The organism is Pelotomaculum propionicicum (assembly GCF_048984525.1).
Lineage (GTDB): Bacteria > Bacillota > Desulfotomaculia > Desulfotomaculales > Pelotomaculaceae > Syntrophopropionicum > Syntrophopropionicum propionicicum_A.
Genome location: NZ_JBMGJC010000018.1, coordinates 1 through 24,896 on the forward strand (window position 1 = coordinate 1; position 24,896 = coordinate 24,896).

The following is a 24,896-nucleotide window of genomic DNA, read 5'->3' on the forward strand; positions in this document are numbered from 1 at the left end:
CAAAAGAAGCTTTTATTAAAGTGTTACATCTTACGTTATTTTTGTCTCTTCCTATATCCGGGATAATATTAGTATTAGGCTCAAATATTGTTCACATCTTTTTTGGTGATAATTGGAATCCTATGGTTCCATCATTAATGATATTAAGTATTTATGGGATATCAAGATCAGTTAATGCAATTTTTGGGTCTTTTTTTCAGGGAATTGGACGACCAGAAATTATTACCTATGGATCAATATTACAAATATTATTGGTGATTGTTATAATATACCCTTTGAGTATAAAATACGGTATATTTGGGACATCTATGGCTGTTACAATTCCTAATCTTTTAGTGTTTTTATATCTAGTTTATAAAATAAAAAGTATATTTGGTTTTTCATTTTCGTTTACAAGAAATATTTTATCTCCTTTATTAGGTACGATTATTATTTGCATATTTTTGAATACACTAGAATCCATAGTTTTAATAAATATATTTACTTTAATAATCTTAATATTTCTTGGAATGGTTTTCTATCTTCTGTTATCATATAAAATAGATTCTCTTATTAATAAAGATGTATTCTATAATTTTAAAACAATATATAAAGGTGTTTCTAATGACGAATAAAATGATAAATAATGGTGATGATCCTTTCAATATATCGTATATAGGCGTAAGGGACGACATATTAAATTTAATACCAAGTGATGTAAAAAAAGTACTAGATGTAGGATGTAGTATTGGGAAACTCGGTGAGCAAATAAAATCACGATATTCTGCTGAGGTAGTAGGGATTGAACTTGATAAGAAGATGGGAGAGGTAGCCTTAGTTAAATTAGACAAAGTGATTATCGGAGACATCGAATTATTAGAACTGGATAGTATTTTAGAAGTTAAATATTTTGATTGTATAATTTTGGCAGATATATTAGAGCATTTAAAAAACCCTTGGATTGTATTAAAAAAAATTATTAAATATTTAAGTGATGAAGGTATTATAATTTTAAGCATACCAAATGTAAGACATTATTCAACTATTATTGAATTGTTAGTAAAATCAAATTGGCCTTATAGGGATAGAGGTATACATGACAAATCACATCTAAGATTTTTTACATTAAAAAATATTAGGGAATTATTGAATTATGCAAATTTAACTGCTACTCATATTGAACGCAACTATAGAATTATTGAAAAACCATTTTACGCTGTTAATAGATTTTCAAAATATTTAACTCTATTTATATTTAAAGATCTATTAACATTTCAATATCTAATTATAGCAAAAAAGGTTGAAAAATAATGAAAATTTCAGTTTTAACTCCTGATGTTTCTCAAAATTGTTTAGGAAGATCTTATTTATTAGCACAACTACTCCAAAAATATTATGAGGTAGAAATAATAGGCCCTATGTTTGGAGAAGATATTTGGGAACCAGTTAGGACTTTAAAAAAAGTAAATATTAAATATATTAAAATAAATAAATTTCCAAGATCATTGTTCGATATGAAAAGATTAATCAGATTAATTAGCGGTGATATTATATATTGTTCAAAGCCTTTATTTTTTAGTTTTGGTATTGGCTTATTAATAAAAACATTTAACCATAAGCCATTAATTTTAGATATTGACGATTGGGAATTTGGTTTTGTTAAAGAATTACATAAGTATATTTCTAAGAAAAATTTTTTATTGTATTTGATCAAATCTACGTTATATTTTTATGAAAACCAATCTTATTGGAATAGTTATGTTTTTGAAAAGTTATATAAAATAGCTAATTATATTACTGTTTCAAACACATTTTTGCAGAAGAAATTTGGAGGAATAATTATTCCACATGTTAGAGATACAAATTTCCTAGATCCCACAAAAATAAATGGTGAATTGGTTAGGAGAAAATTAAACATAAGCAAAGATAAAAAAATAGTAATGTTTTTTGGTACTCCTCGACCCTATAAAGGTCTTACAAATTTAATTGAAGCAGTTGAATTAATTAAAGACAATAATATTTTACTAGTAATTGTTGGAGTTGATTATGAGAATAAATATTCTCAGTCAGTTATCAAATATGCTAAAAGCCATTTAAAAGATAGGTTTATTGATTTTGGATTTCAACCATTTAATAGAGTACCTGATTTTTTAGCTATCGCAGATGTTGTAGTAATTCCACAAAAGAATAATAGCGCTACTTTGGGTCAAATACCTGCTAAGGTTTTTGATGCAATGGCTATGGCTAAGCCTATAATAACCACAAATGTTTCTGATATGCAAATTATTTTGGAAGATTGTGCTTGGATAATTGATGATCCAGATGATACTGGGAAATTATCTTATATTATTGAATATGTTTTTAAAAATCCTGAAGAAGCAAAACTCAAAGGATTAAAAGCCCGTAATAGATGCAATATTATGTACAGCTTTAGTGCAACATCTAAATTACTATCTGAATTAATTGATAATACCTATAAATAATATTACTATATTTTATATTGTTGACTTATGAGGTGAACAAAAATTACCAAAGTAACAGTAATTATACCAACTTACAATCGAGCGATTACTATAAAAAGAGCAGTTGATAGTATTTTAAAACAAACCTACCAGGACTTTGAAATTATTATTGTTGATGATGGTTCTACAGATAATACTTATGAAATAGTTAAAGAATTCAATGAAAAGAGAATTAAGTATATTAAACATGAAAAAAATAAAGGCGCTTCAGCTGCCAGGAATACTGGAATAAGAGAGTCAAGAGGCAAGTACCTTGCATTTCAAGATAGTGATGATCAATGGTTGCCAAATAAGTTAAAAAGACAAGTGGAAATATTAGATAATTCTCCAAATGAAGTTGGAATTGTTTATTGTGGTTTCTGGAGATTTAATAATAATAAAAAGATTTATTATCCTTCCGGTAAGGTTATTGAAAAAGAAGGTAATGTTTATAAATCTTTGATTAATGGAAATTTTATTGGTACACCTACAGCTATTATTAAAAAGGAATGTTTTAATAAATACGGTTGTTTTGATGAAAGGCTACCTCGACTTCAAGATTGGGAATTGTTTATAAGATTATCAAAAAATTATGAATTTAGATTTGTTAACGAACCATTGGTGCTTTCATATTTTGTACCTAATTGTATTTCTTCAGATAATAGATCTTTGATTACTGCTCAAAAAATCATATTAAAAAAACATTTTCTTAAACTTAATGATGGGAACATCACAGCATCACATATTTATTGTACTGGCAAATTAGTATTCAAAATACTAATCAATAATATCATTATTTATTTCAAGAAGTAATTCTATGCAGAATGATAATATAATTATTTCAATATGGAGAACTAATTATGAAGGTATCTCTCATAATACCAACACTAAATGCGGAAAAATTCCTGCCAAATCTAATCCCAAACCTCATGAAACAGTCTTTTTCTCTGGTGGAAATAATTATTATCGATTCTTCTTCAGACGACCGGACTGTTGATGCTGTGAAGGAAATGGGATGTAGGACTATTGTTATAGAAAGAAAGAACTTCGATCACGGCGGCACCAGGAACCTGGCTGTAAGAGAATCCACCGGCGATGTTGTTATCTTTATGACGCAGGATGCGCTGCCGTTTGATTCTTTTTTTGTTGAAAATCTCGTGGCTCCTCTTAAGGATAAATCAATTGCCGCTTCCTTTGGCCGCCAGATTCCGAGGCCAGAGGCAAGCCCGCCGGAGAAATTTGCGCGGCTTTTTAACTATCCAGTAAAAGCGGTTATTAAAAGTAAAGAGGACCTGCCATCTTTGGGAATAAAGACGTATTTCTTTAGCAATGTATGTTCAGCTGTTAAGCGAAGTCAATTCGAAGAGGTTGGTGGATTTCCTGAACATACGATAATGAACGAGGATATGCTGCTTGCAGCCAAATTTATTTTGAAAGGATATAAAGTCGCCTATACACCTGCCGCGGTAGTGTGGCATTCACATAATTATTCATCACTGCAGCATTTCAACCGCTATTTTGATATTGGTGTTTTTTTTAGCATGAACAGGTATTTCTTTAATGGAATAAATAATGAAGGTGAGGGGATCCGTTTTCTAAAGGGACAATTAAATTACCTGTTGAAAAAAGGTCAGTACTGCTGGATACCTAACGTAATAGCCGTTACAGTGGCTAAATACGCTGGCTACAGGTTAGGATTAATGGAAAAAAGCATTCCCTTGTATTTTAAAAAAATTTTTAGTATGAACAGAGTTTTCTGGAATGATGTTAATTCTACAGAAGATATATAATTTATAAACTTAATCGTATATATTAGTTTGTCCCTAAAAGTTTTATTGAATTATATTATCATACATATCTTAAAACTTTTGTCTTATCTAAAACATAGAATTAATAAACAAAATAAAGGAATTTATCAATTAATGGCGAATATTTACATAATATATTTTAAAATAAATGCTGTACAAATGAAAGGTTACCAATATGGTAAGAGATTTTGTAATTGCGCTTTCTCTCGCTAACTTGTGTTTTATAAAAGCTTGGTTATATGTAAATTATATCTTGCTTTTGAACATCCAGTACCATAGTGAATTACCTCCCAACATAAATTATTATTTAGCTGTTATATTAGATGTTTTGATACTGGCTTTAATATTTTGGACTGCAATAACTATAACCAGGAAATTTGGAAACCAGACAATCAAAAATATTTCGAGAGGAGCTTTTTTATTAACACTTACTATTCCGATAAATGCAATTGTTACAAGTTATTATTTTAAGGAACAAAATAATGTTTCTAATATATTGGTTATTATTTTTATTCTTTTATTACTAATTTTATCAATAAGAATGTTTTTATATTATCGCAGCCGTGTGATTAGTTTATTAGCCAAAGCAGTTTTAATTTTATTCCCTTTTTTTTTATTCAATTTATTTCAGCCGGCTTATACCTTTTTAACACTTAATCCTTCAGAATTTGAAGTTAAACCGTCTGCTAAAACTCAATCAATAAAAGGTCCAACAAACCCACGCATAGTCTGGATTATATTCGATGAAATGGATCAGCGCCTGACCTTTGAGGATAGGCCACCTGCTCTAAAATTACCTGAATTGGATCGTTTCAGGAGTCATTCGTTGTATGCAAACAACGCATACCCTCCCGCCGGCGAAACTGATTTGTCTCTGCCTTCCTTAACTACGGGGAAGATGATATCGGAGGTTAAGTATGACAGGCCTAATGATTTATTAATAAGAATAAGCGGTGAAAACAAATTTGTAGGTTGGAGCACACTTCCCAATGTTTTTTCAAAAGTATACGATATGGGATTTAACTCTACTTTAATTGGTTGGTATCATCCTTATGGAAGAGTAATTGGAAATAATTTGACAATTTGTTCATGGCATACTTTTAATAATTGCAGAAAAGCAACATTTTCTGAAGCTATGGCTCAGCAAACAGAATATTTCTTTAAATTTCTTCCCCTGGTTGGAAAGTTTAAAATCATGAATCAAATAAGTTTCTATGATGAATTAAAACTGGAGGATCGAATTAAATCTTGTACAGAAATTGTGAACGAATCTTTAGAGGCTGCTGTTGCTCCTGAAATTGGTTTGACGTTAATACACATACCGATACCGCACCCGCCCGGCTTATATGATAGCGCGAAAAATGATTATGTAATAAAGGGGGGCGGTTATATGGACAATCTAGTACTGGCTGACAGAATATTAGGTGAGATTCGTCAAACTATGGAGAATTCCGGTTTGTGGGAAAAAACAACAGTGATAATTACTTCAGATCACTGGTTAAGATATGATATTTGGAGCAAGAATGATTTGGGTGTAAATGATAACAACATAGAATCTTTTAAAAAAGGTATGGACTACAGGGTTCCATATATGATTAAACTAGCCGGGCAAAGTGATGGAATAAACTATAATCAGGTTTTTAATACAGTTCTAACTCATGACTTGATATTAGCAGTATTAAAAAACGAAGTATCCAGCATTGGTGATGTGACAAAATTGATCGATAGTAAATGTTCTAATTATTTGATGCCGGATTACAGAGAACAAAAGAAACTTAAAAAGCATTGAATTATGTTATTAATATTATGTTTAATTTGTGCAGAAATGGCTGTAAAAGCCGATAATCTTATAGATACCATAATTACAAATTAATGAAGGGAGAAAAATTGTTTTGCCTTAATAGTGAATTATTTTCCCTAAATAAAGGTATACAGGAAGGATGAATTTAATGCGTTTGATAAAACCATTTAATAACAGAGGAATAACCAAAGGTCATTCATTTATAATTTCAGGGCTTCGTTATTCAGTTAAGATGTTAACTTTATGTTCAGCTGTCTTAATCGCTACCGCGCAACCGGCTTACTGCTACATTGATCCCGGTTCTGGATCAATGATCTGGCAACTCCTGGTTTCGGCATTTATAGGGATGGCTTTTTATTTCCGTAAATTTATTGCGGGTGTGTTTTCAAGATTTAAAAAAAGTGATGACAGGCCATAGGTAAATTATGAAAAACGAAGTAAACAAATCTGCTGAAAACATATCGTTTCGTGACCCTGCGGGGCGTTTGCTAAACATTGAAGGACGGATAATCAGAGTTGTTAATAAGTCCGGAGAACAAGATTTGAAAGACTTTTTAAGTTCTGCCGCGGCAGAGAAGAATACTAAATCCGGCAGCCTGGTTATTACAACTATCCTGGGCGATGAGTCAATAAAGGAATTACAAGGAATTAATAATATTAGCCATATTTTTAATAATTCCAGCATGGTTGTAGAACATGAAAGGATAACATTTCAATCATTTCCATACGAGTGGCCCGCTGAAATGCTTTATGCCTCGGGACGCCTCACACTTGATTTTGCAGTTGACTTGCTTAAAGAAGGTTTCGGGATCAAGGACGCGACGCCGTACAACATCCTGTTTCGCGGCTGCCACCCTGTTTTTATCGACCTGCTCTCAGTAGAACGCAGGGACCAGGGCGACCCGATCTGGTCTCCTTATGCCCAGTTTGTCCGCACTTTTCTCTTGCCTCTTTTGATTAACAAGCACCTTGGTCTGCCGCTGGACCAGATTTTCCTAACCAGGCGCGACGGACTTGAACCGGAGGAGGCATACCGCCTGCTCAGCCCGCTTAAACGATTAAAATCTCCGTTCTTAACACTGGCATCCATACCAACCTGGCTGGCCGCGGGTGAAAAAAAAGACAACCCCGCAATCTATCATAAGAAGCACGATGATAATTTCGAGAAAGCTCGTTACATCCTTAGTTCTTTATTTGCTCAGCTGCGTAAAAATTTAAACAAATCAAAACCTGTAAAAGGAAAAGATTCAGCCTGGTCGGACTATATGTGTTCAAATAACTACACTACTGAACATATAGGCGCAAAGCAGATTTTTATTGAAAACCTGCTGGCAGAATGCAAGCCAAAAATGGTTTTGGATGTTGGCTGCAACACAGGTTATTTCAGCGCCATAGTCGCCAGAAGCGGAGCCGCTGTTGTAGCGATTGATTACGATCCGGTGGTAGTCGGCAGCGTATGGAGAAAAGCCAGCAAGGAGGGACTTGATATACTGCCGCTGGTGGTGAATATCACCAGGCCCAGCCCGGCTGCCGGCTGGCGCAATCTGGAATGCCAGTCGTTTCTTGACCGGGCTCGGGGTGGGTTTGACGCGGTTTTCATGCTGGCTGTAATCCACCACATGCTGGTTACTGAGAGAATTCCTCTGGACGAGATAGTGGATTTAGCAGCTGAGATTACCACAGATATATTGGTGATCGAGTATGTTTCACCGCAAGATTCCATGTTCAGGCGGCTTACCAGGGGAAGGGATAACCTTTTTGAATATTTAAGCACCGATGTTTTTGAAACGTCATGCAGGCGGCATTTTGAAATAATCCGCGTGCAGCATTTGGATAATACGGAACGCTGGCTGTATTTAATGCGGAAAAAGGTAAGCGGTTAAAAAAATGATTAAAGATTTGATAATTGCGTTATCTCTTGCAAACCTGTGCATGATTCGAGGGTGGAGCTATGTATCTTTCACCCTATCTCCGTCCAGCCATTATTATATGAAGTACCCGTCCACAGTCAACCACTTCACTGCAGTAATTATAATGATACTGCTGCTGGCGGCATTGTTTTTTGTCGCGATAACACTTGCCCGCCGTTCAAAATATCCCGCTCTAATGACAGCAGCGCGGGTTGCATTTTTACTCACGCTGACTATTCCTGTAAACGGTATTCTATCTAATTACAAGATTTCCGTGCAGAATAATTTATACCTTGTATTAATTGCCCTTGTTTTGCTGGAATTATTGTTAGTGTTAAAGATATATAAAAAAAATCCAAGCAGGAAACTTTATTTTGATATATTCAGCTTCCTTAATAAAGCCCTGCTAATAATGTCCGCGTTTTTGTTGTTTAATATTTTTCAGACGGCCTGGCAGTTAGCCAGGATGGATCCGTCGGTTTTCAGCGATAAAGCATCTGCACCCCTGATGAGCGGTGAATTGTCACACCCACGCGTGCTGCTGCTGATCTTTGATGAAATGAGCCAGGGTATGGTTTTCGATAGTCGTCCGGCAGGAGTAGAACTGACGGAGTTTGACCGTTTTAAAAATCAAGCGCTGTATGCAAACAACGCCTACCCGCCCGGGGGTGAAACTGATATATCACTGCCGTCCATAGTAACAGGCAGGATGGTATCTGAATTTAAACCAATTAAACCAAATGAGCTTATGATAACATTTGAGGGAGAAAGCCGGCAGTCAGGTTGGAGTACAATACCCAATATATTTTCAAAGGTCCATGAAATGAGCCTGAACACATCGGTAGTCGGCTGGTACCACCCTTACGGGAGACTTTTTGGTGGCATCGTGACAAGCTGTTCATGGTATCCATACGGTCCGTTCCGTCAGATGTCCTTAGCCGAGAGTTTCGCTGTGCAAGTAGAAAATTTAGTTGATATTATTCCTTTTGGAAAGCGGCTGCGTTTATCAAACAATATATTTGCCTCGGATATTTTGATACAGCAGGGTAGGTATAATAACTACCTGGATATAATGGAAGATACTAAAGAAGCGGTATGTAACCCTGACTATGGTTTAATTTTGGCGCACTGGCCGGTGCCGCATCCTCCCGGAATATATGATCGCACTAAGAACGCTTTTAGATTAGAAGGCGGCAGTTACCTGGATAATTTGGTTTTGGCAGACCAAACTCTGGGTGAGTTAAGGCGAGTCATGGAGGATGCCGGTACCTGGGAAAACACAAATGTTATAATTACTTCAGATCACTGGTGGAGAAGCGATATGTGGAGTTCAAAATTGTTATGGACTGAAGAAGACGAATTAGCGTCATTGACCGGTGAAAAAGATCACCGGGTGCCTTTTATAATAAAAATGGCCGGCCAGAATGATTTGTTGAATTACAATCAAAAATTCAATACAGTTGTTATTCATGACCTGATTCTTGCTATTTTAAAGAATGAATTTTCAAGACCGGAGGAAGTTGTTAACTGGTTAAATAATAATGTAACCAGCTTCCGGATACCGGATTACAGCAGCAAAAAACAGAATTGACCTAATCATATAAATAAGCATCCTGGAAAATGTACCCTCAAAAATCCTAAAACCCTGTCGTATAATTAATTATCAAACAAAAAAGGAGGAATGACCAATTTGAGGAAGACACTGTTGGTGGTAGTAATAATGGCGTTGATCATCGGGCTGTGCGCCGGAGTTGCGTCCGCTAAGTCAGACAACGGCAAAGGGCTGGGACAAGCCCCGGGGCAGCAGATGAAACTGCAGCAGGCTGATACACAGGAGTTTACTGACGTTCAAAACCACTGGGCCAAGTGGGCGATTAAAAAAGCACAGACCAAAGGGTATCTTGAAGGTTACGGCGACGGCACATTCGGGCCTGAAGACGTAATGACCAAGGCGCAGGCCATGGTCCTGCTGGACAAACTGTCACCGGATAACGAAGACGGAGACGACGATGCTGACGATGAAGACGATGACGCGGATGATGAGGATGACGACGCTGATGTAGACGATGATTCCGACGGTATTCCGGGATGGGCGAAGCAATCGGTGAAAAAAGCCGTCTACCACGGCTACATCAAGCGGTTCCATTCTGAGAAACAATGTGAAAGAGCGTATATATTCGTTCTGTATGCTAAAATGCTGGAAGACAAAGATCTATTATCAGAACTTCCGGATGATTTTGTAAATCCCTTTGCGGACCTCGACGACTACGAGAACCTGTTTGCTGGTGAAGATTATGAGGAACTGGACCTGACACCGGCCGAAATCTATGAATACCTGATAAGGCTTCACCTGGACGGTATTATCAAGGGCAGCGACGGCAACCTGAATGTGAACAGCGGCATTAAGAGAGCTGAAATGGCAGTACTGACCGGCCAGATTGATTTGTTCATAGATAAGCATGATAATGACAGTGATGATGACAGTGACAGCGACAGTGATAATGACAGTGACTCGGATTCCGATGCGGAAGAAGTTATAAGCGAACTTGAGGACGGCGCCTATTCCGTGGGTGGCATAGATTTCAGCTTAAACCTTACTTATGATGAAGATGATGATACTGTCACAGCTAAACTTTATGCGGATGAAGACAGCGACGCGGCCGATGAATGGGAAGACTTAAGCGACAGTGATATTGAAGAAGACGTAGTTGATATTTGCGATGAAATTGCCGATGCTTTCGAGGATGACGCGGATATCACCCTTGATACCATCGAAATATCATTGTATGATGAGGACGACGCTTCACTGAATAGTTTCGACTATGATGTGAGCGAAGGGGAACTTGATTAAAAGGAATACCAGAAAGTGCTAAGTGCAATGAAAAATCCCGCTCAACTGGAGCGGGTTTTTTTTGGCTATTTGTGCGGCTGAAGCCGCACCTACTTTGGGAGTGTCCCGGCTTCCGTGTAAATGGAATACATTAGAAAGCTAATAAATTATTTGTCTTCTTTTTTTCCTTTTTTGTTATAGTCTTCATAGCTTTTCTTCAAATTTTCGATGTTTGCAAGTTGTTGGATAGTGCGCAGGCGGTATTTTTCAGCCTGTATTTGTTTTTCTAACTCATCAACAGCTCGCTGGTTGAGTCTGCCGCCTCGATTTTTCAGAGCTTCCAGTTTTCCCTCAAGCTCCTTAATCCTGTTATAAAAATCATTCTCATCTGGATAAAGTTCAGCTTTTTTAAGCGTGGGTTCTTTTATTGGCTTTTGTGGCTCTCTTGGCTCAAACCTGGCCTCTGGCGATGCTGTATGTCTTTGCTCTTTTTTTAGCGAATGTTCAGGTTTTGGTTGTTGAGCAGGTGGAAGAGGTTCTTGCTTTTTCTGCGGATGCTTCTTGGCAACAGGTGTTGTGGTTTTTAACTCTTTTAATATAGTTTCTACCTTTTCCCGGGGCTGTGGTTGAGTGGCTTTTTCCGGAGCAGGTTTTTCTTTTTTGGGCTGTTTTTTGGTTCTTAATATACTTATTAGAGGCAGGGATTCGATTAAAGACTTGCTCCTGGTCGGCTGTTCCTTTATATCAGGTTCAATTTTTGCCGAACCTTCAGCCTGAGGTTTTTCTAAAGACTTGTCTTCGTCTGATCTTCCCACTGTTTCATGGGGAACTGTTTCAGGTTGAATTTGAGGGGCCTGGGTTTCTTTAACTGGTTCAATATCAACTGGCTGTGAGGGAGGCTGTTTTTCAGCAAAAACAGGTTTTAGATCAATGTCGAAATCACCGCTGATCTGCCAGGCCTTGCCTTTAGTTTTAATTTCACAGCCAACAGCCCTTAAACGTTCGATAAAAGCTTTGCGTTTTTCCAGCGTATTGTCTAGATCGGTAATGTACAAACCGGGTATACTGTGAAACGGTACTGGATTTCCCAGCCCGGCTACTACAGTCCTGTGACGGTCGATAGCTGCCGCCATGCCCGCGATAAATAGACCATTCAGTTCAGCCTGAGGCAGGAACCTTAGCCCCGGTTCTTCGTCCGGGAAAGTCATATCCTGTTTATCGTTGGTTAGAATAACTACAGCAGCCTGGCATTGCTCAAGAGCAACCCTGATCACGTCACTGTGGTCCGGATCGGGCTTTTCGGCCATTAGCAGGTCCTCAGCCCACTCCACAGCTTGCAGGCCCAGGCTCAGCAGAAAATTGCGCAAAGACTTCCTAATTTTCTCGTTGTCGCCGTGTATAATTAGGACTTTGTTTTTGTATGGTTGTAATTTTGCTTTTAAATCTTCCTGTTTTACAGCGGTAACTTTTTGCTGCTCCTCTGTTTCCAATTCCTTTTTAATCTCTGCTTGTGGAAGTTCAATAATTACGGCAGCATGTTCGGCTGTTTGTATATATTGAGTTTTTACTTGTCCATCTTCTATTTTCTCTTCACTGGCATCCGGCAAAGGGTGTGGTTTTGGGGGTTCATTTTTTGAGGCATATTCCGCCTGTTTTCTAACAATACTTTCATGCTGCCTAAACACGACGTCAAGTTCCTGCTCCAGGTTAGAGCCCCTGGGATTCAGAAGGACCAGCATGTCATTCTTGGATAAACGGAGGTACCGGGTAAGCTTTTTGCGTGCCAGTTCAGTATCGCTTCCAATATCTTCAACACCGACGACAGACGATGTCAAATGCTCGAGGGGTATTTTCAGCGGTATGGGGTTTCCCGTATGTTCAAAAAGTAATATATTCCAACCCCGGTATTTCCCAAATTTGAGATTGTATCCGCTTATAATCGGCCAGTTATCGACCTCAGCGGGATATGCTTTCTCAACCATCTGTCTGTATGTTTTAAAAACTCTTGCATCCAGATGTTTCATATAAAATCCTCCTTGCTAAAGCCGTAATAATACAGTTGTTACTAAAAACGTGGAAAATAATAAACATTACCATTTTTATTCAATAAGAATGGAAAATTTCCTTTTGTGATTACCCGAAAAAATATTAAAAAGGGTGGTAATAATCTACAGCAGCAAAAATAAATATACACTAATATAATATTAAAAAAATGTCCAAGCTGCTATGACTATAAGACTAGTTTAAATAAGATAAAAGTATGTGGTAATATGGCACAATAGTCCTAAATGAAATAGGACTATTGTCCTAAAACCTCAATTAGTTGCAAATTTGATAAGAATAATGGTAAATTAGTCCTATAAATATTACCCTAAAGTAGTATTAAGTTTAATATATTGATACTTGACCGCAAAACTTATAGTATGTATAATTTAGTTGATAAAAGCTTGTACAATTGAAAAAGGCAAAGTCACCGAAAGGTGGCGGCGCAAAGCTAGAGGGGCTAAGGCGGTCATCACCGCTATGCCAGCCAGTTGCCGGGTTCAAGTCTAAAGTTATTTACAGATGAGATACCACCCGACTGGCGGTGGTTATTTTATTTTAGCAATTGAATATTATACGAAAAAGGCAAAGTCACCGAAAGGTGGCGGCGCAAAGCTAGAGGGGCTAAGGCGGTCATCACCGCTATGCCAGCCAGTTGCCGTATCAGGTTTTGAAAAGACCTGTTCGACACTGGCGAACAGGTCTTTTTGTTTTTTATAAAACTAACTTGGAGGGTGCCTTATGAAATTAATGGGTTTTACTAAAAAAGCTTTATTCATTAGCACAGTTATCCTTGTCAGTTTATTAATTTTCAGCGTGCCCGCGAGTGCCGGTTACAGTATTGGTTTTAGTAATTCTGTAATCCAAATATCGTCACCGTCAAGCAGCGGTTTTAATTGTGAGGGTAATTTAACCATAGAAGGGACATCAGATCTTGACCAAGTCTGGTTTTGTGTGAGGGGTCCCGCGGGTGATTTAATTACACATCCAGCCGATGTCCAGGGCGGTAGCTTCAAGTTAAATATTGAGCTTCGTTTTGGCCCTGGTAAATATACCATATGGGCCGGGGATAACCCTACCAGGTTCGACGGTGTAATACGCTTTGAGTTGAACAATAAACTGGATAAGGACACCCGTTACATATCCCCATCAGCTTATGTGGACAGCGATAACCAGTTAGTTATTGATCTCGCAAACCAGATCGTAATGCCTCAGATGGGTGAAACGGAAAAGGTCAAGGCTATTCACGACTGGGTGGCCGGCAACATTGCCTATGATTACAACGCGTTTTTGGAAGGGGACACTACACTGATCCCTGCCAGCCAGACACTTAAAAGCAAAAAGGGTGTCTGCAGGGATTATTCCTTCCTGGTCGCGGCTTTAGCCAGGGCGGCAGGCCTCCAGGCAAAAGTTGTGCACGGCCAGACATGGGAAAGCAACGGCTGGACATCTCAAAGCCATGCCTGGAACGAAGTCTACGCGGACGGTAAATGGGTAACGGTAGACGCCACCTGGGACGCCGGGTACATACAAAATAACAGTTTTGTGGCAGCTCCTTCTACCAAGTACTTCGCCCCTGACAGTGAAGATTTTGCGGTAACTCACTTTGCTTCTGCCTACACATCATATTAGTCTAACAAAATAAGAAGCAGATAAGATAAAACCCTGCTCTCAACAAGAACAAGCCCTGTACGGTGCGCCGGGCTCGCAGCGTACAGGGCCTGTTTTTTTGTGATGAAACATTTACTTGACAGCAGAAACGTTTACCTAAAAAAACTTATTTTACGATGTCCGGTATAATGATAATGTACAGCAATATTGTCAAAAACGATGCTAAGGGGTACAGTTTTTTACTGTACCCCAAATAAGTTAAGCAATTAATCTGTTGTAAATAATATTACCGGTTATGCCAGTTCCCTGCGTTTCAGCAAACTACCTAAACCCAAGAGGACGAGGCCGGCCATAATATATGCAAATGGATTGCCTCCTGTATAAGGTAGTTCAGACGGTGCAGCAGGCGCTTCACTGTTCAGGTTAACTGGCTCAGCTGGTTGTACCGGTGCTCCCGGAGGCGCTTTAACATCGGAAACTGCTGGTAGGTTAATTCCCTCCAGTGATGCCGGATCCTCGTTGCCGTTATGGTTGTCGCCGTTATCTCCGTCATCGTTGTTATCGCCATTATCGCCATTATCGCCGTTGTCACCGTTGTCACCGTTGTCATCGTTGTCATCGTTGTTATCGCCGTTATCGCCATTGTCGCCATTATCGCCGTTGTCACCGTTGTCACCGTTGTCATCGTTGTTATCGCCGTTATCGCCATTGTCGCCGTTGTCACCGTTGTCACCGTTGTCATCGTTGTTATCGCCGTTATCGCCATTGTCGCCGTTGTCGCCGTCGTCACCGTTGTCACCGTTGTCATCGTTGTTATCGCCGTTATCGCCATTGTCGCCGTTGTCGCCGTTGTCACCGTTGTCACCGTTGTCGCCGTTGTCGCCGTTGTCACCGTTGTCACCGTTGTCACCGTTGTCACCGTTGTCGCCGTTGTCACCGTTGTCGCCGTTGTCTCCGTTATCTCCGTTATCGCCATTATCGCCATTATCACCATTGTCACTAGTGTCGCCGTTTTTACCGTTTCCTTTACCGCCATTTTTACCGTTGTTTCCGTTGCCGTCGCCGTTTCTGTCATTGCTTACATCGCTGTTACCGTTGTTTCCGTTACCGTCACCGTTGTTGTCGTTGCTATCGCCGCTGCCGGAATTGCCGGTGCCGCCGCTGTTTCCGTTATTGCCATTGTTGCCATTGTTGCTGTTGTTGCCGTTATCGTGGCTGCCTTGATTGCTGTGACCATTTTGGTGAGAAGGGCCGGCCCATGCGGAGCTGTACGCGAAAACTAAAACCATGGCCATAAGTACGAGGATCAGTTTTCTAAGCATTTTTTTCTTTTCTCTCATTATAATCCCAACCTTCCTGTAGTGTTGATTAATTAAGTTAATTATGAGGCCATAAATAACAGGGCGGTTTAGTCCACCTCCTTATAGCAACAAGAGATCAAAAAAACCGCACAAAATTTCTGCACGGCCGGTTGCGCCAGTGGTTCGGTACAGTTCAGGCGCCCAAATACAAACTGTACTTCATTACCTCCATTATTATTAGGTTAAGAGAATGATAACATAAAGATAAGAGGCTGTAATTCCACATTAGGACGATATAACCATATGCCAGGTGATATATTTTTATCTAATCTTAAGCGTAGTCAGGGAGTAGTAAAAGGTAATAGAGGGTATGGGACTAAAATCCCGGTATGCAGGATTAAAGTCCCAAAAAGGCGGGAAATTCTTCGAAGTTATCATGGTATAAAAAAGCCCTGCGTGGCACGTCGGGTGTGCGGCCAACAGGGTATTTCTAAAAATATCACTATTTTTTAGTCCATGTTACCAGCGCGGCGCGCGCCACGAGCCGCTGGGCGGCGCTTCCGACGGGGTGACAGGTGGTGAGGGTGAGGGCTGGAGAGTCTGTTGGATCAATTACGCTCCAGTCGTTGTTGGCGATGGGGAAGACCCTTTCCACTTTGTATTTATATACCCATCCGTCAAAAGTAAGGTTTATTTCGTCACCGGCGCTCAGGCTGTCAAGGTGGCGGAACCAGGCTCCGTACATGGTCCGGTGTCCGGCTATGGCCGTGTTGCCCTGGCCTGGGAGCGCGGATTCCTCGTACCAGCCCGGCCCCCTGTTTAGAATTTCCTCACTGGTTCCCCGGAGCACAGCCGCGGACAGGTTTATAGCAGGTATCTCGATTATAGTGCCTGTAAAGTCGCCGTCCTTGGGAAAACTCAAAGAGGGTGGGCCGCTCGTAAGGAGTGGATCCTGTTCTTCACTTGTATTATTGTTTTGCTGCGAAGATAACTCGTATGCTTGCTTCAGCTTATACTGTTCGTATGATGAGTATAAGTAAGTAAAGAGGGGGTAAAGCATAAGCAGTACCCCCGCCAAAATAATTATTCTACTGATTAACTTCTTAGTGTTCATCTAGACGTCTTCCTTATGTGCGTAAGCTGTGTCGGGTATCTTACTTGAACCTGCGTCTGAGCAGGGCGCCCAGGCCGGTTAGTGCAAATCCTGCATAGACAAATGCCATCGCGTTGCCGCCGGTAAACGGCAGTGCCGGTGGTGCTTGCGGTACTACAACTGGTACTGTAATCGGTTGTGGCGGCGCCATCGGAGGTGTCGGTACTACGATTTCTTCATCGTCGCTGTCGCTGTCACTGTCGCTGTCACTGTCGCTGTCACTGTCACTGTCACTATCGCTGTCACTGTCGCTGTCACTGTCGCTGTCACTGTCGCTGTCGCTGTCGTCGTCGCCTTCTTCTTCTTTGTAGTTGCCGAAGTCGAGGTCTTCAATGTTTTGTCCTTCTGCAAGTTCTACTACAAAGAATTCGTCTTCTGGCGCAGTCTGCCTCCAATTAGTCATTAACTCTTCTGCAACTTTGTATGTGCCGGGCTCCAGGTTATTGAAGCAGTAACTTCCGCCTTCGCCTGTAGTTGTTTGGTCAAGCAGTTCCCATTGGCACCCGTCGATTTGTGCTGCTGCTTTTGCTAATTCAGTACATTTGTATAACTTGATAGTCCAGTTTTTGAGTCCAGGTTCACTGCGATCCCATTCACCGTTTTTGTTTTTGTCGTTGAACTTGTGGCCGCAAATACTGCCGGGATCATCATCTTCGTCAGGCTTGTTGCCAAAGTACAGGTACTCATAAGGATTTTGTTCTGATAATACTACTATATAGTGATCTAATCCTAAATAGCTGCCTTTAGGCTGAGTTTGTGTATAACCGTCCAAAAGAGTTTCTGTGACTTTGTATGTTCCGTACGGCAGGTCCGTGAAGCAGACTTCACCTAATCCTTCCCCAGAACCGGTATATTTAGTGTCAACCAGCGTCCAATCCAAATCTGAGTCTGTGTCTGCTTCATATAAAACTGCTTGCGCTTGCTGTACCCACAATTGTATTTCCCAATTTGCCAGTCCTGTCTCAGTCTCTGAATCAAACTCGCCGTCGCCGTCAGTGTCTTCGTACTTGAATACACAGATGTCGCCGTCCCCGTCTTCCTCTTGATCGTTGCGGAAGTCTTTATCTCCCACGCACTTGTTGTTTTCATTGAGAACGACAGTAAAGTAGTTGGGATCAACAGGCTCAATCTGGTACCAGTCTCCGGTAGTTTCGGCTTCGTATACGTAGTAAGTATGTCCTAGTTCGAGATCCTGGAAGCAATACCCACCGGTTTCCCCATCTGTGGTAGCCTTTGCGAAATAATCCTGGCCGACAACTTCAGGCTGTTCGTCCTGGTACAGGTAGATATCCCATACCAGAGGCGTGTAGCCTTCGGCTCCCCTGTACTTGTGACCGCAGATGCTGCCGACGGTTTCATTTAGGAAATCGTAAGATTCGGGCCAGTCGGTATTTGCTTGATCTGGTGTGACAGGGCCCCAGAAACCTGACTCAGGCTCAAACGGACTTATGCCTGCACGGATTTCTTCGTAAATGTAATATGACTTGGACATGTCGAGTTCTTCGAAGCAGTAGCTGCCGTCCTCATCTGTTACCGTTTGTGCCACGAGACCATCAGTAGTTCCAACATCTTCTAGTGAATCTAATTCTTTGTCATAAAGGTAGATTGTCCAGCCTTCTTTTGCCACATCATCCAGCCATTTTTTGCCGCAGAGGCTGCCGTATTCAGGGGAATCGCAGTAATAAAAAGTTACATGGCTGATACCTGCGTAGTTTCCACTGGGATTGACCGGTGTGTGAAGTCCGGTATCTGATTCTGTGCCATCGGGGCTGTAATCGTATAGATTACCGCCTATATTTCCCCCTTTAACAAAAACGTAATAGACTGTGAAGTTTGATTCCCAATCAAGATACTGTTCACCATCATATACGCTAAATGTTACACTAAGTTCCTTGTCGGATCCCGGGCTATAGACGTCGCTATTCGGAGGGTCGATTTTAAAAACTTTGAGTTCTGTACAACCATCCGGAGGTGTTAAGTCGCTCGGATCATTACCACTGACTATCGTTGGTGAAACAGATGCGGCAAAGACCGTTGAAAAGCTTATCGCTAAAATTGTTATTGCAACTAAGACAACTATTATTGGCGCTAAATGGTTCCTTTTCTTCATAATTTTTCACCTCTCTTTCTTATGTATTTCTCACTCAAAATATCCTTAAATGAGGGTTAAACCACCTCCTTAATAACGTTTTAACAATATAACGCTTTCCTAAATGTAAAAAACCGCACAATAATTGTACGGTCGGTTGCGCTACTGGTTCGGCACAGTTCAAGCGCCCAAATAGAAACTGTGCTTCATTACCTCCGGTTTTGATTTGTTATGTTATGTGCATAGTAGCATAAGTTAATTTGAATGTAATTGCTCATTAGAACGAATTACATTTATACTAAAGGATAACTTTAAGGTATCTGAAAGTAATAGGAATGATAGGACTAATATCCTACTATAATTTGGACAAAAAAACCGTACAATTATTGTACGGCCGGTTGCGCTACTGGTTCGGCACAGTTCAAGCGCCCAAGTTCAAAACTGTGCCTCATTACCTCCAAAATTTTTAAGTTTTCAACTAGTTGCGCAAAATGCGAATAGGTTTAACATTTTTGCTTGGGACTATAGTCCCAATTCTGTTTCTGTAAGGAAAGTTTTAATTAGCATAATAATTAAATATTATTAAATTATTAACAAATAATAATAAAATACTTAAAATTTACACATTATTTTGTAATATTTTTTCTATTTTGATTATACATTACAATAATTTGTAATGTCAATTTTTTATTTAAAAACATGAATAATCCAGAAGTATATATAATTTCAAGTAATTTGTTGAGTTTACAATCAAAAAATAAGCTTTAATCAGCTTGGAATAATTAAACGTTAAGCTGGCAATTTAAGACTCTGCCCGGCATATTGTATAGGCAGGGGAGGAATGACCGGTGAATCCACATGAGGAAATAAAGCTGCTGGAGAAAGCTTTGAGGTTGATTTCAGGGAAAGCCAGGGAGTTCAACCTTGACTTCTACGATATGTTTTTTGAGATATGCCCGGCAGAAATAATTTACACGTTTGGCGCTTACAGCATGCCGACCCGCTTTTCGCACTGGACGTTCGGCAAGGCCTACCACAAAATGAAAACACAATACGATTATAACCTGGGGCGGATCTATGAAATGGTAATCAACTCCAATCCCTGCTACGCATTCCTGCTGGAAGGGAACACCCTGATCCAGAACAAACTGGTCATGGCCCACGTCCTTGGACACTGTGACTTTTTTAAAAACAACGCTTATTTTAAAAAAACGTCCAGGGTCATGGTGGAATCCATGGCCGCCGCTGCAGACCGTTTTCGCGGCTATGAATTTAAATACGGGCATGCCAGGGTGGAATCTTTCATAGATGCCGCCATAGCTATTCAGGAGCACATTGAACCGAGAGACCTGAAGAAAGATGTGAAAACCGGGGGGGCGGGAAAGGAAAAAACCTGCCGCGCAGGGGGCCCGAAAACCCCCTATGACGACCTTTGGTCTTTAGATCAGGCTGCGGAATGTCACTGTGAGGGATGTGACAAGAAAAAGGTGTTTCCTGAAAATCCCGAAAAAGATTTGGTCATGTTTATAATACAACACAGTAAGGAACTGGAAGACTGGCAGCGTGACATTATGTCGGTTATACGGCAGGAAATGCAGTATTTCTGGCCGCAAATGGAAACAAAAATTATGAACGAGGGCTGGGCTTCCTACTGGCACCTCAAGATAATGCGGGAGATCGAACTTGATGAATCTGAAGCTGTGGAGTTCGCCAAGATGCACTCGGGAATAATACAGACTTCCCGGAGCCGTCTAAATCCATATGCGCTGGGCCTTAAAATTTTTGAAGACATCGAAAAAAGATGGGACGATCCCACAGCGGAGGAAAAGGAGAAATACGGACGCCCGGGCGGGCAGGGCCGCGAGAAAATTTTTGAAGTGCGGGCGGTCGACAATGATATATCTTTTTTGCGTAATTACTTGACCAGGGAACTGGTTGAAGAGATGGACCTGTATTTATATAAGAAGGTCGGGTACGACTGGAAAATAGTCGATAAGGAATGGGAAAAAGTGCGCGACGCGACAGTAAACAGCCTGACAAATTGCAGTTATCCGTATATCGTGGTGCAGGACGGAGACTTTAACAAGAGGGGCGAGCTGTACCTGAAGCACAATTACGAGGGCGCCGAGCTTGATGTTCTCTACCTGGAAAAGACGCTTCCTCATGTTTACACGCTGTGGGGCCGGCCGGCGCACCTGGAAACAGTGCTGGACGAGAAGCCAGTTCTTTTCTCATACAACGGCGAAAAGTGCAGCAAAAAGTTCCTGTAAAAACCTTTATTTGGAAAGATATAAGATTTTAGGATCCTTCCTGAATATATTGATAAAAGAGGGAGGATTTTTTATGCGCGTTGTAATAGTTGGCGGCGGCTGGGCGGGATGCGCGGCGGCTTACTCTGCCAGGGCGGCCGGAGCTGAAGCCGTCCTGATAGAGAAAACAGACATGCTACTGGGGACCGGGCTTGTAGGCGGTATTATGCGCAATAATGGCCGCTACACTGCTATGGAAGAGATCTGGGCTATGGGAGGCGGGGAATTCCTCAAGGTTATTGAAGGAGTTGTCACTCACCGGGATGTTAACTTCCCCGGCCACCGTCACGCCATGCTATACGACGTCACAAGAATTGAGCCCGCTATCAAAACCATGCTTCTCTCCAGAGGCGTACAGCTGAAGATGCAGAAACGAATAACCGGAGTTGACAAGAGCGAAAATGTTATCGTAGCTTTGCATACAGCGGACTGTAAAAAGATCAGGGGCGACGTCTTTATAGACTGTACCGGCACGGCCGGACCGTCCGGCAACTGCGCCCGCTATGGCGCTGGTTGCGCCATGTGCGTCCTGCGCTGTCCCACATTCGGCCCCAGGGTAAGCTTGACAGACAGGGTGGGCGTCGCGGAGATAAGAGCGGGTGAGGGTTTCCCTCATTTTGAGGCGATGAGCGGCTCCTGCAAGCTGGAAAAGAAGTCCCTGGCCCCGGCTTTGGTTAAAAAACTGGAAAAGGAAGGCGTGCTGGTGGTACCGCTGCCGGAGCATTTACATAAGACCGGGCAGCTTGAAAAAAAGGCCTGCCAGCAGTATGCGACAAACGATTTTGCGGAAAACCTGGTTATTCTTGATACCGGTCACGCTAAACTGATGGCGCCGTATTTTCCCCTGGAGATCCTGCGTACTCTGGATGGCTTTCAAGACGCACGCTACGCGGACCCCTACTCAGGGGGCAGGGGCAACTCTGTCAGATTTATGGCTATGGCGCCATGTGATGCCAGTTTGCGGGTTGACGGCGCGCAAAATTTATTTTGCGCTGGTGAGAAGACGGGATTGCTGGTGGGGCATACGGAAGCGATTGCGACAGGTTTTTTGGCGGGACACAACGCGGTGCGGCTTCTTTGCGGCAGTAAACCGCTGCTGCTGCCCGCCGAGCTGGCCTGCGGCGATATTATTACATTTATGCAGAGGGAAATGAAAAAAACAGAGGGGATGGGCAAGAAATATACCTTTTCCGGCTCTGTCTATTTTGAACGGATGCTGGAGTTAGGACTGTATACTACTGATATCGCACAAATAAGAGAAAGGGTGGCCAAAACAGGTCTAACCGGCATTTTCAGCAAAAACGTGTCAAGGGGACGGTTCTCTTGACACGTTTTTCCTGAGAAAACCCAATAAACGTGTCAGAAGAACCGTCCCCTTGACACGGTTCTATTTGTCCAGCCGGATTCATAAAGTAACATAGGACAACCCTGGGGCGGGGGGACTGGCATGGTAAATATTGTATGGCTGCTGATGATGGTCTTCGGCATAATAGTAGCCGCGGCGAACGGCAATATAGAGGTCATAACCAAAGCAGCGCTCGATGGAGCCAATGACGCCGTCAAAATATCAATCAGCCTGATTGCCATCATAACATTCTGGCTGGGGATCATGAAGCTGGCTGAAGAAGCCGGCTTGGTAAGGGCGCTGGCCTGGCTGGTGCGTCCCCTGATGCGGTTTCTTTTTCCCAGTGTGCCCAAAGACCACCCGGCCATGGGAGCCATAGTGATGAACCTGAGCGCCAATATCCTGGGCTTGGGCAACGCTGCCACGCCGATGGGTTTGATCGCCATGCGGGAACTGCAAAAGCTGAACCGGGACAGCGACACCGCCTCGGAGGCCATGTGCACCTTTCTGGGATTAAATACGTCATGTATTACTTTAATACCCACGACAATCATCGGCATTCGCCTTCTTTACGGCTCGGCCGATCCCACTGATATCGTGGGACCTACCATAATGGCCACTGCATTCAGCATGTCTGTCGCGATCGTGGTAGACAGGCTCCTGCGCCTGGTTTACTCGGGCAGGAGGTGAATAGCGGGTGTTTGAGGTCATCGCTGAACTCTCCCGCTGGGCTATCCCGGCAATCCTTCTGGTAGTGCCTCTGATCGCGGTGCTGCGCGGTGTCAAGGTATACGAAACTTTTGTTGACGGGGCCGAAGCCGGGTTTGCCACCGCGATAAAAACGATCCCGTACCTGGTGGCTATGCTGGTGGCCATAAGTATTTTCAGGGCTTCCGGAGCCATGGAAGTCCTGGTGGCGGCGATCTCCCCGGCACTCAATTACGTCGGCCTGCCGGCCGAGGTCCTGCCTCACGCCGTGATGAGGCCTCTTTCAGGCGGAGCAGCTCTGGGCATCGCTTCAGATATAATTAAGACCTACGGTCCGGACAGCTTTTTGGGCCGTCTCGTCTCCACGATGCAGGGGAGCTGTGACACGACTTTTTATGTTTTGACTTTATATTTCGGCTCGGTCGGCATTAGGAAATACCGCTATTCAGTTATTCTGGGGCTGGTTTCAGACCTGACCACCCTGGTAGCTTCTGTGTTTATCGTTAAGATGATATTCTAGGGGGTCAGGCTTTAGGGTTCTAGGGGGTCAGGCTTGAAATATTTACTTGCCGATGATACTTGCCGATGGTAGAATTATCCTGGGTGATTAATATGCCAAGAAAACCACGGATTCACTATCCAGGAGCCTTGTACCACGTAATGGTTAGAGGAAACAATGGGGAAAAAGTTCTTAATGAAGAAATACATAAAAGTAAGTATCTTGACGTATTAGCATTTTATAAAGAAAAATTATGTTTTCTATTATACGCTTTTTGCATTATGGATAATCATGTGCATCTTTTGATGGAAGTAGATGAGGTCACACTTTCTCAAATTATGCAACGGATTCAGCAGGTCTATACCCAATGGTTTAACCGAAAATACAACAGGACAGGTCATGTTTTTCAGCAGAGGTACAAAGCATTGTTATGCGACAAAGAAAACTACTTACTGCTGCTTATAAAATATATTCACAATAATCCGGTAAAGGCAAACCTGGGAGAAATGGATTATAAATGGAGCAGTCACGTATACTATACTGGTAAAGAGAAAAGTAATATAGTCGATACCAAGGAGGCACTAAGTATTTTTTCTCAGAATAGAACAAGAGCTATTAAGCAATACCTACAGTTTATGGAACAAGAAGAGGAAGAAATAATATATAAGCATATAGAAGAAGATGAGCCTGAGAATCAGGGGGTAAAGAGGGAAAACAAGGGATCATTAAAGGAAATAAACATTGATGAGATTATAGAAAAAGTATGTACTTATGAAAATGTCAGAATTAGTGAGATTACCAAAAAAACTAAAATTCAAAAAATATCAGATATCCGAAAAGCTATAGTGCTTCTAAGTGAGAAATACTGTAATATTAGCAATACATTACTTGCTCAGAAGCTTAATTTATCTCCATCAATGATCTCAAAAATAAAATCAGGCGAGAATAAAGGTACATTTGTAAGTGATGTTATTCTAAAGTGGGAACAGATAAGTAAATAATTCAAGCC

Annotated in this window: 20 protein-coding genes and 5 riboswitches; of the genes, 16 read left to right on the plus strand and 4 right to left on the minus strand. The window is 41.3% G+C overall.

Translation table 11 applies throughout. The features are described from left to right. The 10 genes from ACOBQJ_RS15870 to ACOBQJ_RS15915 all read left to right on the plus strand — a co-directional run. Nucleotides 1-614: polysaccharide biosynthesis C-terminal domain-containing protein (locus ACOBQJ_RS15870; RefSeq protein WP_421072754.1), on the plus strand; the 614-nt coding region annotated here is incomplete at its 5' end. Next, nucleotides 604-1,290: a class I SAM-dependent methyltransferase gene (locus ACOBQJ_RS15875; protein WP_421072755.1), complete on the plus strand. Its 687-nt coding sequence runs from the start codon at nt 604-606 to the stop codon at nt 1,288-1,290. The genes ACOBQJ_RS15870 and ACOBQJ_RS15875, both read left to right, overlap by 11 nt. Further along, on the plus strand, nt 1,290-2,462 hold the full coding sequence (locus tag ACOBQJ_RS15880) for a glycosyltransferase (protein WP_421072756.1): 1,173 nt from the start codon (nt 1,290-1,292) through the stop codon (nt 2,460-2,462). The genes ACOBQJ_RS15875 and ACOBQJ_RS15880 overlap by 1 nt, the downstream gene beginning before the upstream one ends. Before the next feature lie 63 nt (nt 2,463-2,525). Continuing rightward, on the plus strand, nt 2,526-3,293 hold the full coding sequence (locus ACOBQJ_RS15885) for a glycosyltransferase family 2 protein (RefSeq protein ID WP_421072794.1): 768 nt from the start codon (nt 2,526-2,528) through the stop codon (nt 3,291-3,293). A gap of 47 nt (nt 3,294-3,340) precedes the next feature. Next, complete coding sequence (locus tag ACOBQJ_RS15890; protein ID WP_421072757.1) at nt 3,341-4,270, plus strand: glycosyltransferase family 2 protein; 930 nt, start codon at nt 3,341-3,343, stop codon at nt 4,268-4,270. 193 nt (nt 4,271-4,463) lie between these two features. Beyond that, nucleotides 4,464-6,077: a sulfatase-like hydrolase/transferase gene (locus ACOBQJ_RS15895; protein ID WP_421072758.1), complete on the plus strand. Its 1,614-nt coding sequence runs from the start codon at nt 4,464-4,466 to the stop codon at nt 6,075-6,077. 160 nt (nt 6,078-6,237) lie between these two features. Continuing rightward, entirely contained in the window at nt 6,238-6,507 is a 270-nt protein-coding gene (locus ACOBQJ_RS15900) for a hypothetical protein (RefSeq protein WP_421072759.1), read from the plus strand. Nucleotides 6,508-6,514: 7 nt separating this feature from the next. Then, a complete protein-coding gene (locus ACOBQJ_RS15905; protein ID WP_421072760.1) occupies nt 6,515-7,972 on the plus strand; it encodes a class I SAM-dependent methyltransferase in 1,458 nt (485 codons plus the stop codon). Nucleotides 7,973-7,976: 4 nt separating this feature from the next. Further along, a complete protein-coding gene (locus ACOBQJ_RS15910; protein WP_421072761.1) occupies nt 7,977-9,590 on the plus strand; it encodes a hypothetical protein in 1,614 nt (537 codons plus the stop codon). Between the two features lie 99 nt (nt 9,591-9,689). Beyond that, on the plus strand, nt 9,690-10,850 hold the full coding sequence (locus ACOBQJ_RS15915; RefSeq protein ID WP_421072762.1) for an S-layer homology domain-containing protein: 1,161 nt from the start codon (nt 9,690-9,692) through the stop codon (nt 10,848-10,850). 146 nt (nt 10,851-10,996) lie between these two features. On the opposite strand, the gene ACOBQJ_RS15920 is transcribed toward ACOBQJ_RS15915, so the two are convergent. Beyond that, nucleotides 10,997-12,514 carry a TIR domain-containing protein gene (locus tag ACOBQJ_RS15920; protein WP_421072763.1) on the minus strand — a complete coding sequence of 506 codons (1,518 nt, stop codon included), beginning with the start codon at nt 12,512-12,514 and terminating at the stop codon, nt 10,997-10,999. A gap of 768 nt (nt 12,515-13,282) precedes the next feature. Continuing rightward, nucleotides 13,283-13,371, plus strand: a riboswitch (cyclic di-GMP riboswitch). 75 nt (nt 13,372-13,446) lie between these two features. Then, nucleotides 13,447-13,535: riboswitch (cyclic di-GMP riboswitch) on the plus strand. 78 nt (nt 13,536-13,613) lie between these two features. Here ACOBQJ_RS15920 and ACOBQJ_RS15925 point away from each other — a divergent pair. Continuing rightward, a complete protein-coding gene (locus ACOBQJ_RS15925; RefSeq protein WP_421072764.1) occupies nt 13,614-14,504 on the plus strand; it encodes a transglutaminase domain-containing protein in 891 nt (296 codons plus the stop codon). Between the two features lie 272 nt (nt 14,505-14,776). Here ACOBQJ_RS15925 and ACOBQJ_RS15930 read toward each other — a convergent pair whose 3' ends face one another. The 3 genes from ACOBQJ_RS15930 to ACOBQJ_RS15940 all read right to left on the minus strand — a co-directional run bounded on the left by ACOBQJ_RS15930 (nt 14,777) and on the right by ACOBQJ_RS15940 (nt 18,564). Then, the gene (locus ACOBQJ_RS15930; RefSeq protein WP_421072765.1) at nt 14,777-15,823 is read right to left on the minus strand and encodes an LPXTG cell wall anchor domain-containing protein; all 1,047 of its coding nucleotides are present in this window, start codon (nt 15,821-15,823) and stop codon (nt 14,777-14,779) included. Between the two features lie 116 nt (nt 15,824-15,939). Further along, nucleotides 15,940-16,023: riboswitch (cyclic di-GMP riboswitch) on the minus strand. A 263-nt stretch (nt 16,024-16,286) separates the two neighbouring features. After that, nucleotides 16,287-16,898 (minus strand): sortase, encoded by a 612-nt coding sequence (locus ACOBQJ_RS15935; RefSeq protein WP_421072766.1) that lies wholly within the window; start codon nt 16,896-16,898, stop codon nt 16,287-16,289. A gap of 40 nt (nt 16,899-16,938) precedes the next feature. Further along, complete coding sequence (locus ACOBQJ_RS15940) at nt 16,939-18,564, minus strand: MSCRAMM family protein (protein ID WP_421072767.1); 1,626 nt, start codon at nt 18,562-18,564, stop codon at nt 16,939-16,941. Nucleotides 18,565-19,170: 606 nt separating this feature from the next. Further along, nucleotides 19,171-19,252: riboswitch (cyclic di-GMP riboswitch) on the minus strand. Between the two features lie 157 nt (nt 19,253-19,409). After that, nucleotides 19,410-19,494, minus strand: a riboswitch (cyclic di-GMP riboswitch). 380 nt (nt 19,495-19,874) lie between these two features. Here ACOBQJ_RS15940 and ACOBQJ_RS15945 point away from each other — a divergent pair. From ACOBQJ_RS15945 to ACOBQJ_RS15965, 5 genes are all read left to right on the plus strand, one after another. Then, nucleotides 19,875-21,296: a SpoVR family protein gene (locus ACOBQJ_RS15945; RefSeq protein WP_421072768.1), complete on the plus strand. Its 1,422-nt coding sequence runs from the start codon at nt 19,875-19,877 to the stop codon at nt 21,294-21,296. 73 nt (nt 21,297-21,369) lie between these two features. Next, nucleotides 21,370-22,662, plus strand: coding sequence for an FAD-dependent oxidoreductase (locus ACOBQJ_RS15950; RefSeq protein WP_421072769.1), 1,293 nt, complete (start codon nt 21,370-21,372; stop codon nt 22,660-22,662). A 120-nt stretch (nt 22,663-22,782) separates the two neighbouring features. Continuing rightward, the gene (locus tag ACOBQJ_RS15955; protein WP_421072770.1) at nt 22,783-23,370 is read left to right on the plus strand and encodes a nucleoside recognition domain-containing protein; all 588 of its coding nucleotides are present in this window, start codon (nt 22,783-22,785) and stop codon (nt 23,368-23,370) included. 7 nt (nt 23,371-23,377) lie between these two features. Further along, nucleotides 23,378-23,908 (plus strand): spore maturation protein, encoded by a 531-nt coding sequence (locus ACOBQJ_RS15960; protein WP_421072771.1) that lies wholly within the window; start codon nt 23,378-23,380, stop codon nt 23,906-23,908. Between the two features lie 65 nt (nt 23,909-23,973). Next, nucleotides 23,974-24,888: a transposase gene (locus ACOBQJ_RS15965; RefSeq protein WP_421072795.1), complete on the plus strand. Its 915-nt coding sequence runs from the start codon at nt 23,974-23,976 to the stop codon at nt 24,886-24,888. Nucleotides 24,889-24,896: the final 8 nt, after the last annotated feature.

Coding starts and splice junctions, on each gene's coding strand:
- ACOBQJ_RS15925 (WP_421072764.1), top strand. CDS start 13,614: ATGAAATTAATGGGTTTTACTAAAAAAGCTTTATTCATTAGCACAGTT.
- ACOBQJ_RS15910 (WP_421072761.1), top strand. CDS start 7,977: ATGATTAAAGATTTGATAATTGCGTTATCTCTTGCAAACCTGTGCATG.
- ACOBQJ_RS15875 (WP_421072755.1), top strand. CDS start 604: ATGACGAATAAAATGATAAATAATGGTGATGATCCTTTCAATATATCG.
- ACOBQJ_RS15950 (WP_421072769.1), top strand. CDS start 21,370: ATGCGCGTTGTAATAGTTGGCGGCGGCTGGGCGGGATGCGCGGCGGCT.
- ACOBQJ_RS15900 (WP_421072759.1), top strand. CDS start 6,238: ATGCGTTTGATAAAACCATTTAATAACAGAGGAATAACCAAAGGTCAT.
- ACOBQJ_RS15905 (WP_421072760.1), top strand. CDS start 6,515: ATGAAAAACGAAGTAAACAAATCTGCTGAAAACATATCGTTTCGTGAC.
- ACOBQJ_RS15935 (WP_421072766.1), bottom strand. CDS start 16,898: ATGAACACTAAGAAGTTAATCAGTAGAATAATTATTTTGGCGGGGGTA.
- ACOBQJ_RS15930 (WP_421072765.1), bottom strand. CDS start 15,823: ATGAGAGAAAAGAAAAAAATGCTTAGAAAACTGATCCTCGTACTTATG.
- ACOBQJ_RS15955 (WP_421072770.1), top strand. CDS start 22,783: ATGGTAAATATTGTATGGCTGCTGATGATGGTCTTCGGCATAATAGTA.
- ACOBQJ_RS15880 (WP_421072756.1), top strand. CDS start 1,290: ATGAAAATTTCAGTTTTAACTCCTGATGTTTCTCAAAATTGTTTAGGA.
- ACOBQJ_RS15895 (WP_421072758.1), top strand. CDS start 4,464: ATGGTAAGAGATTTTGTAATTGCGCTTTCTCTCGCTAACTTGTGTTTT.
- ACOBQJ_RS15890 (WP_421072757.1), top strand. CDS start 3,341: ATGAAGGTATCTCTCATAATACCAACACTAAATGCGGAAAAATTCCTG.
- ACOBQJ_RS15965 (WP_421072795.1), top strand. CDS start 23,974: ATGGTAGAATTATCCTGGGTGATTAATATGCCAAGAAAACCACGGATT.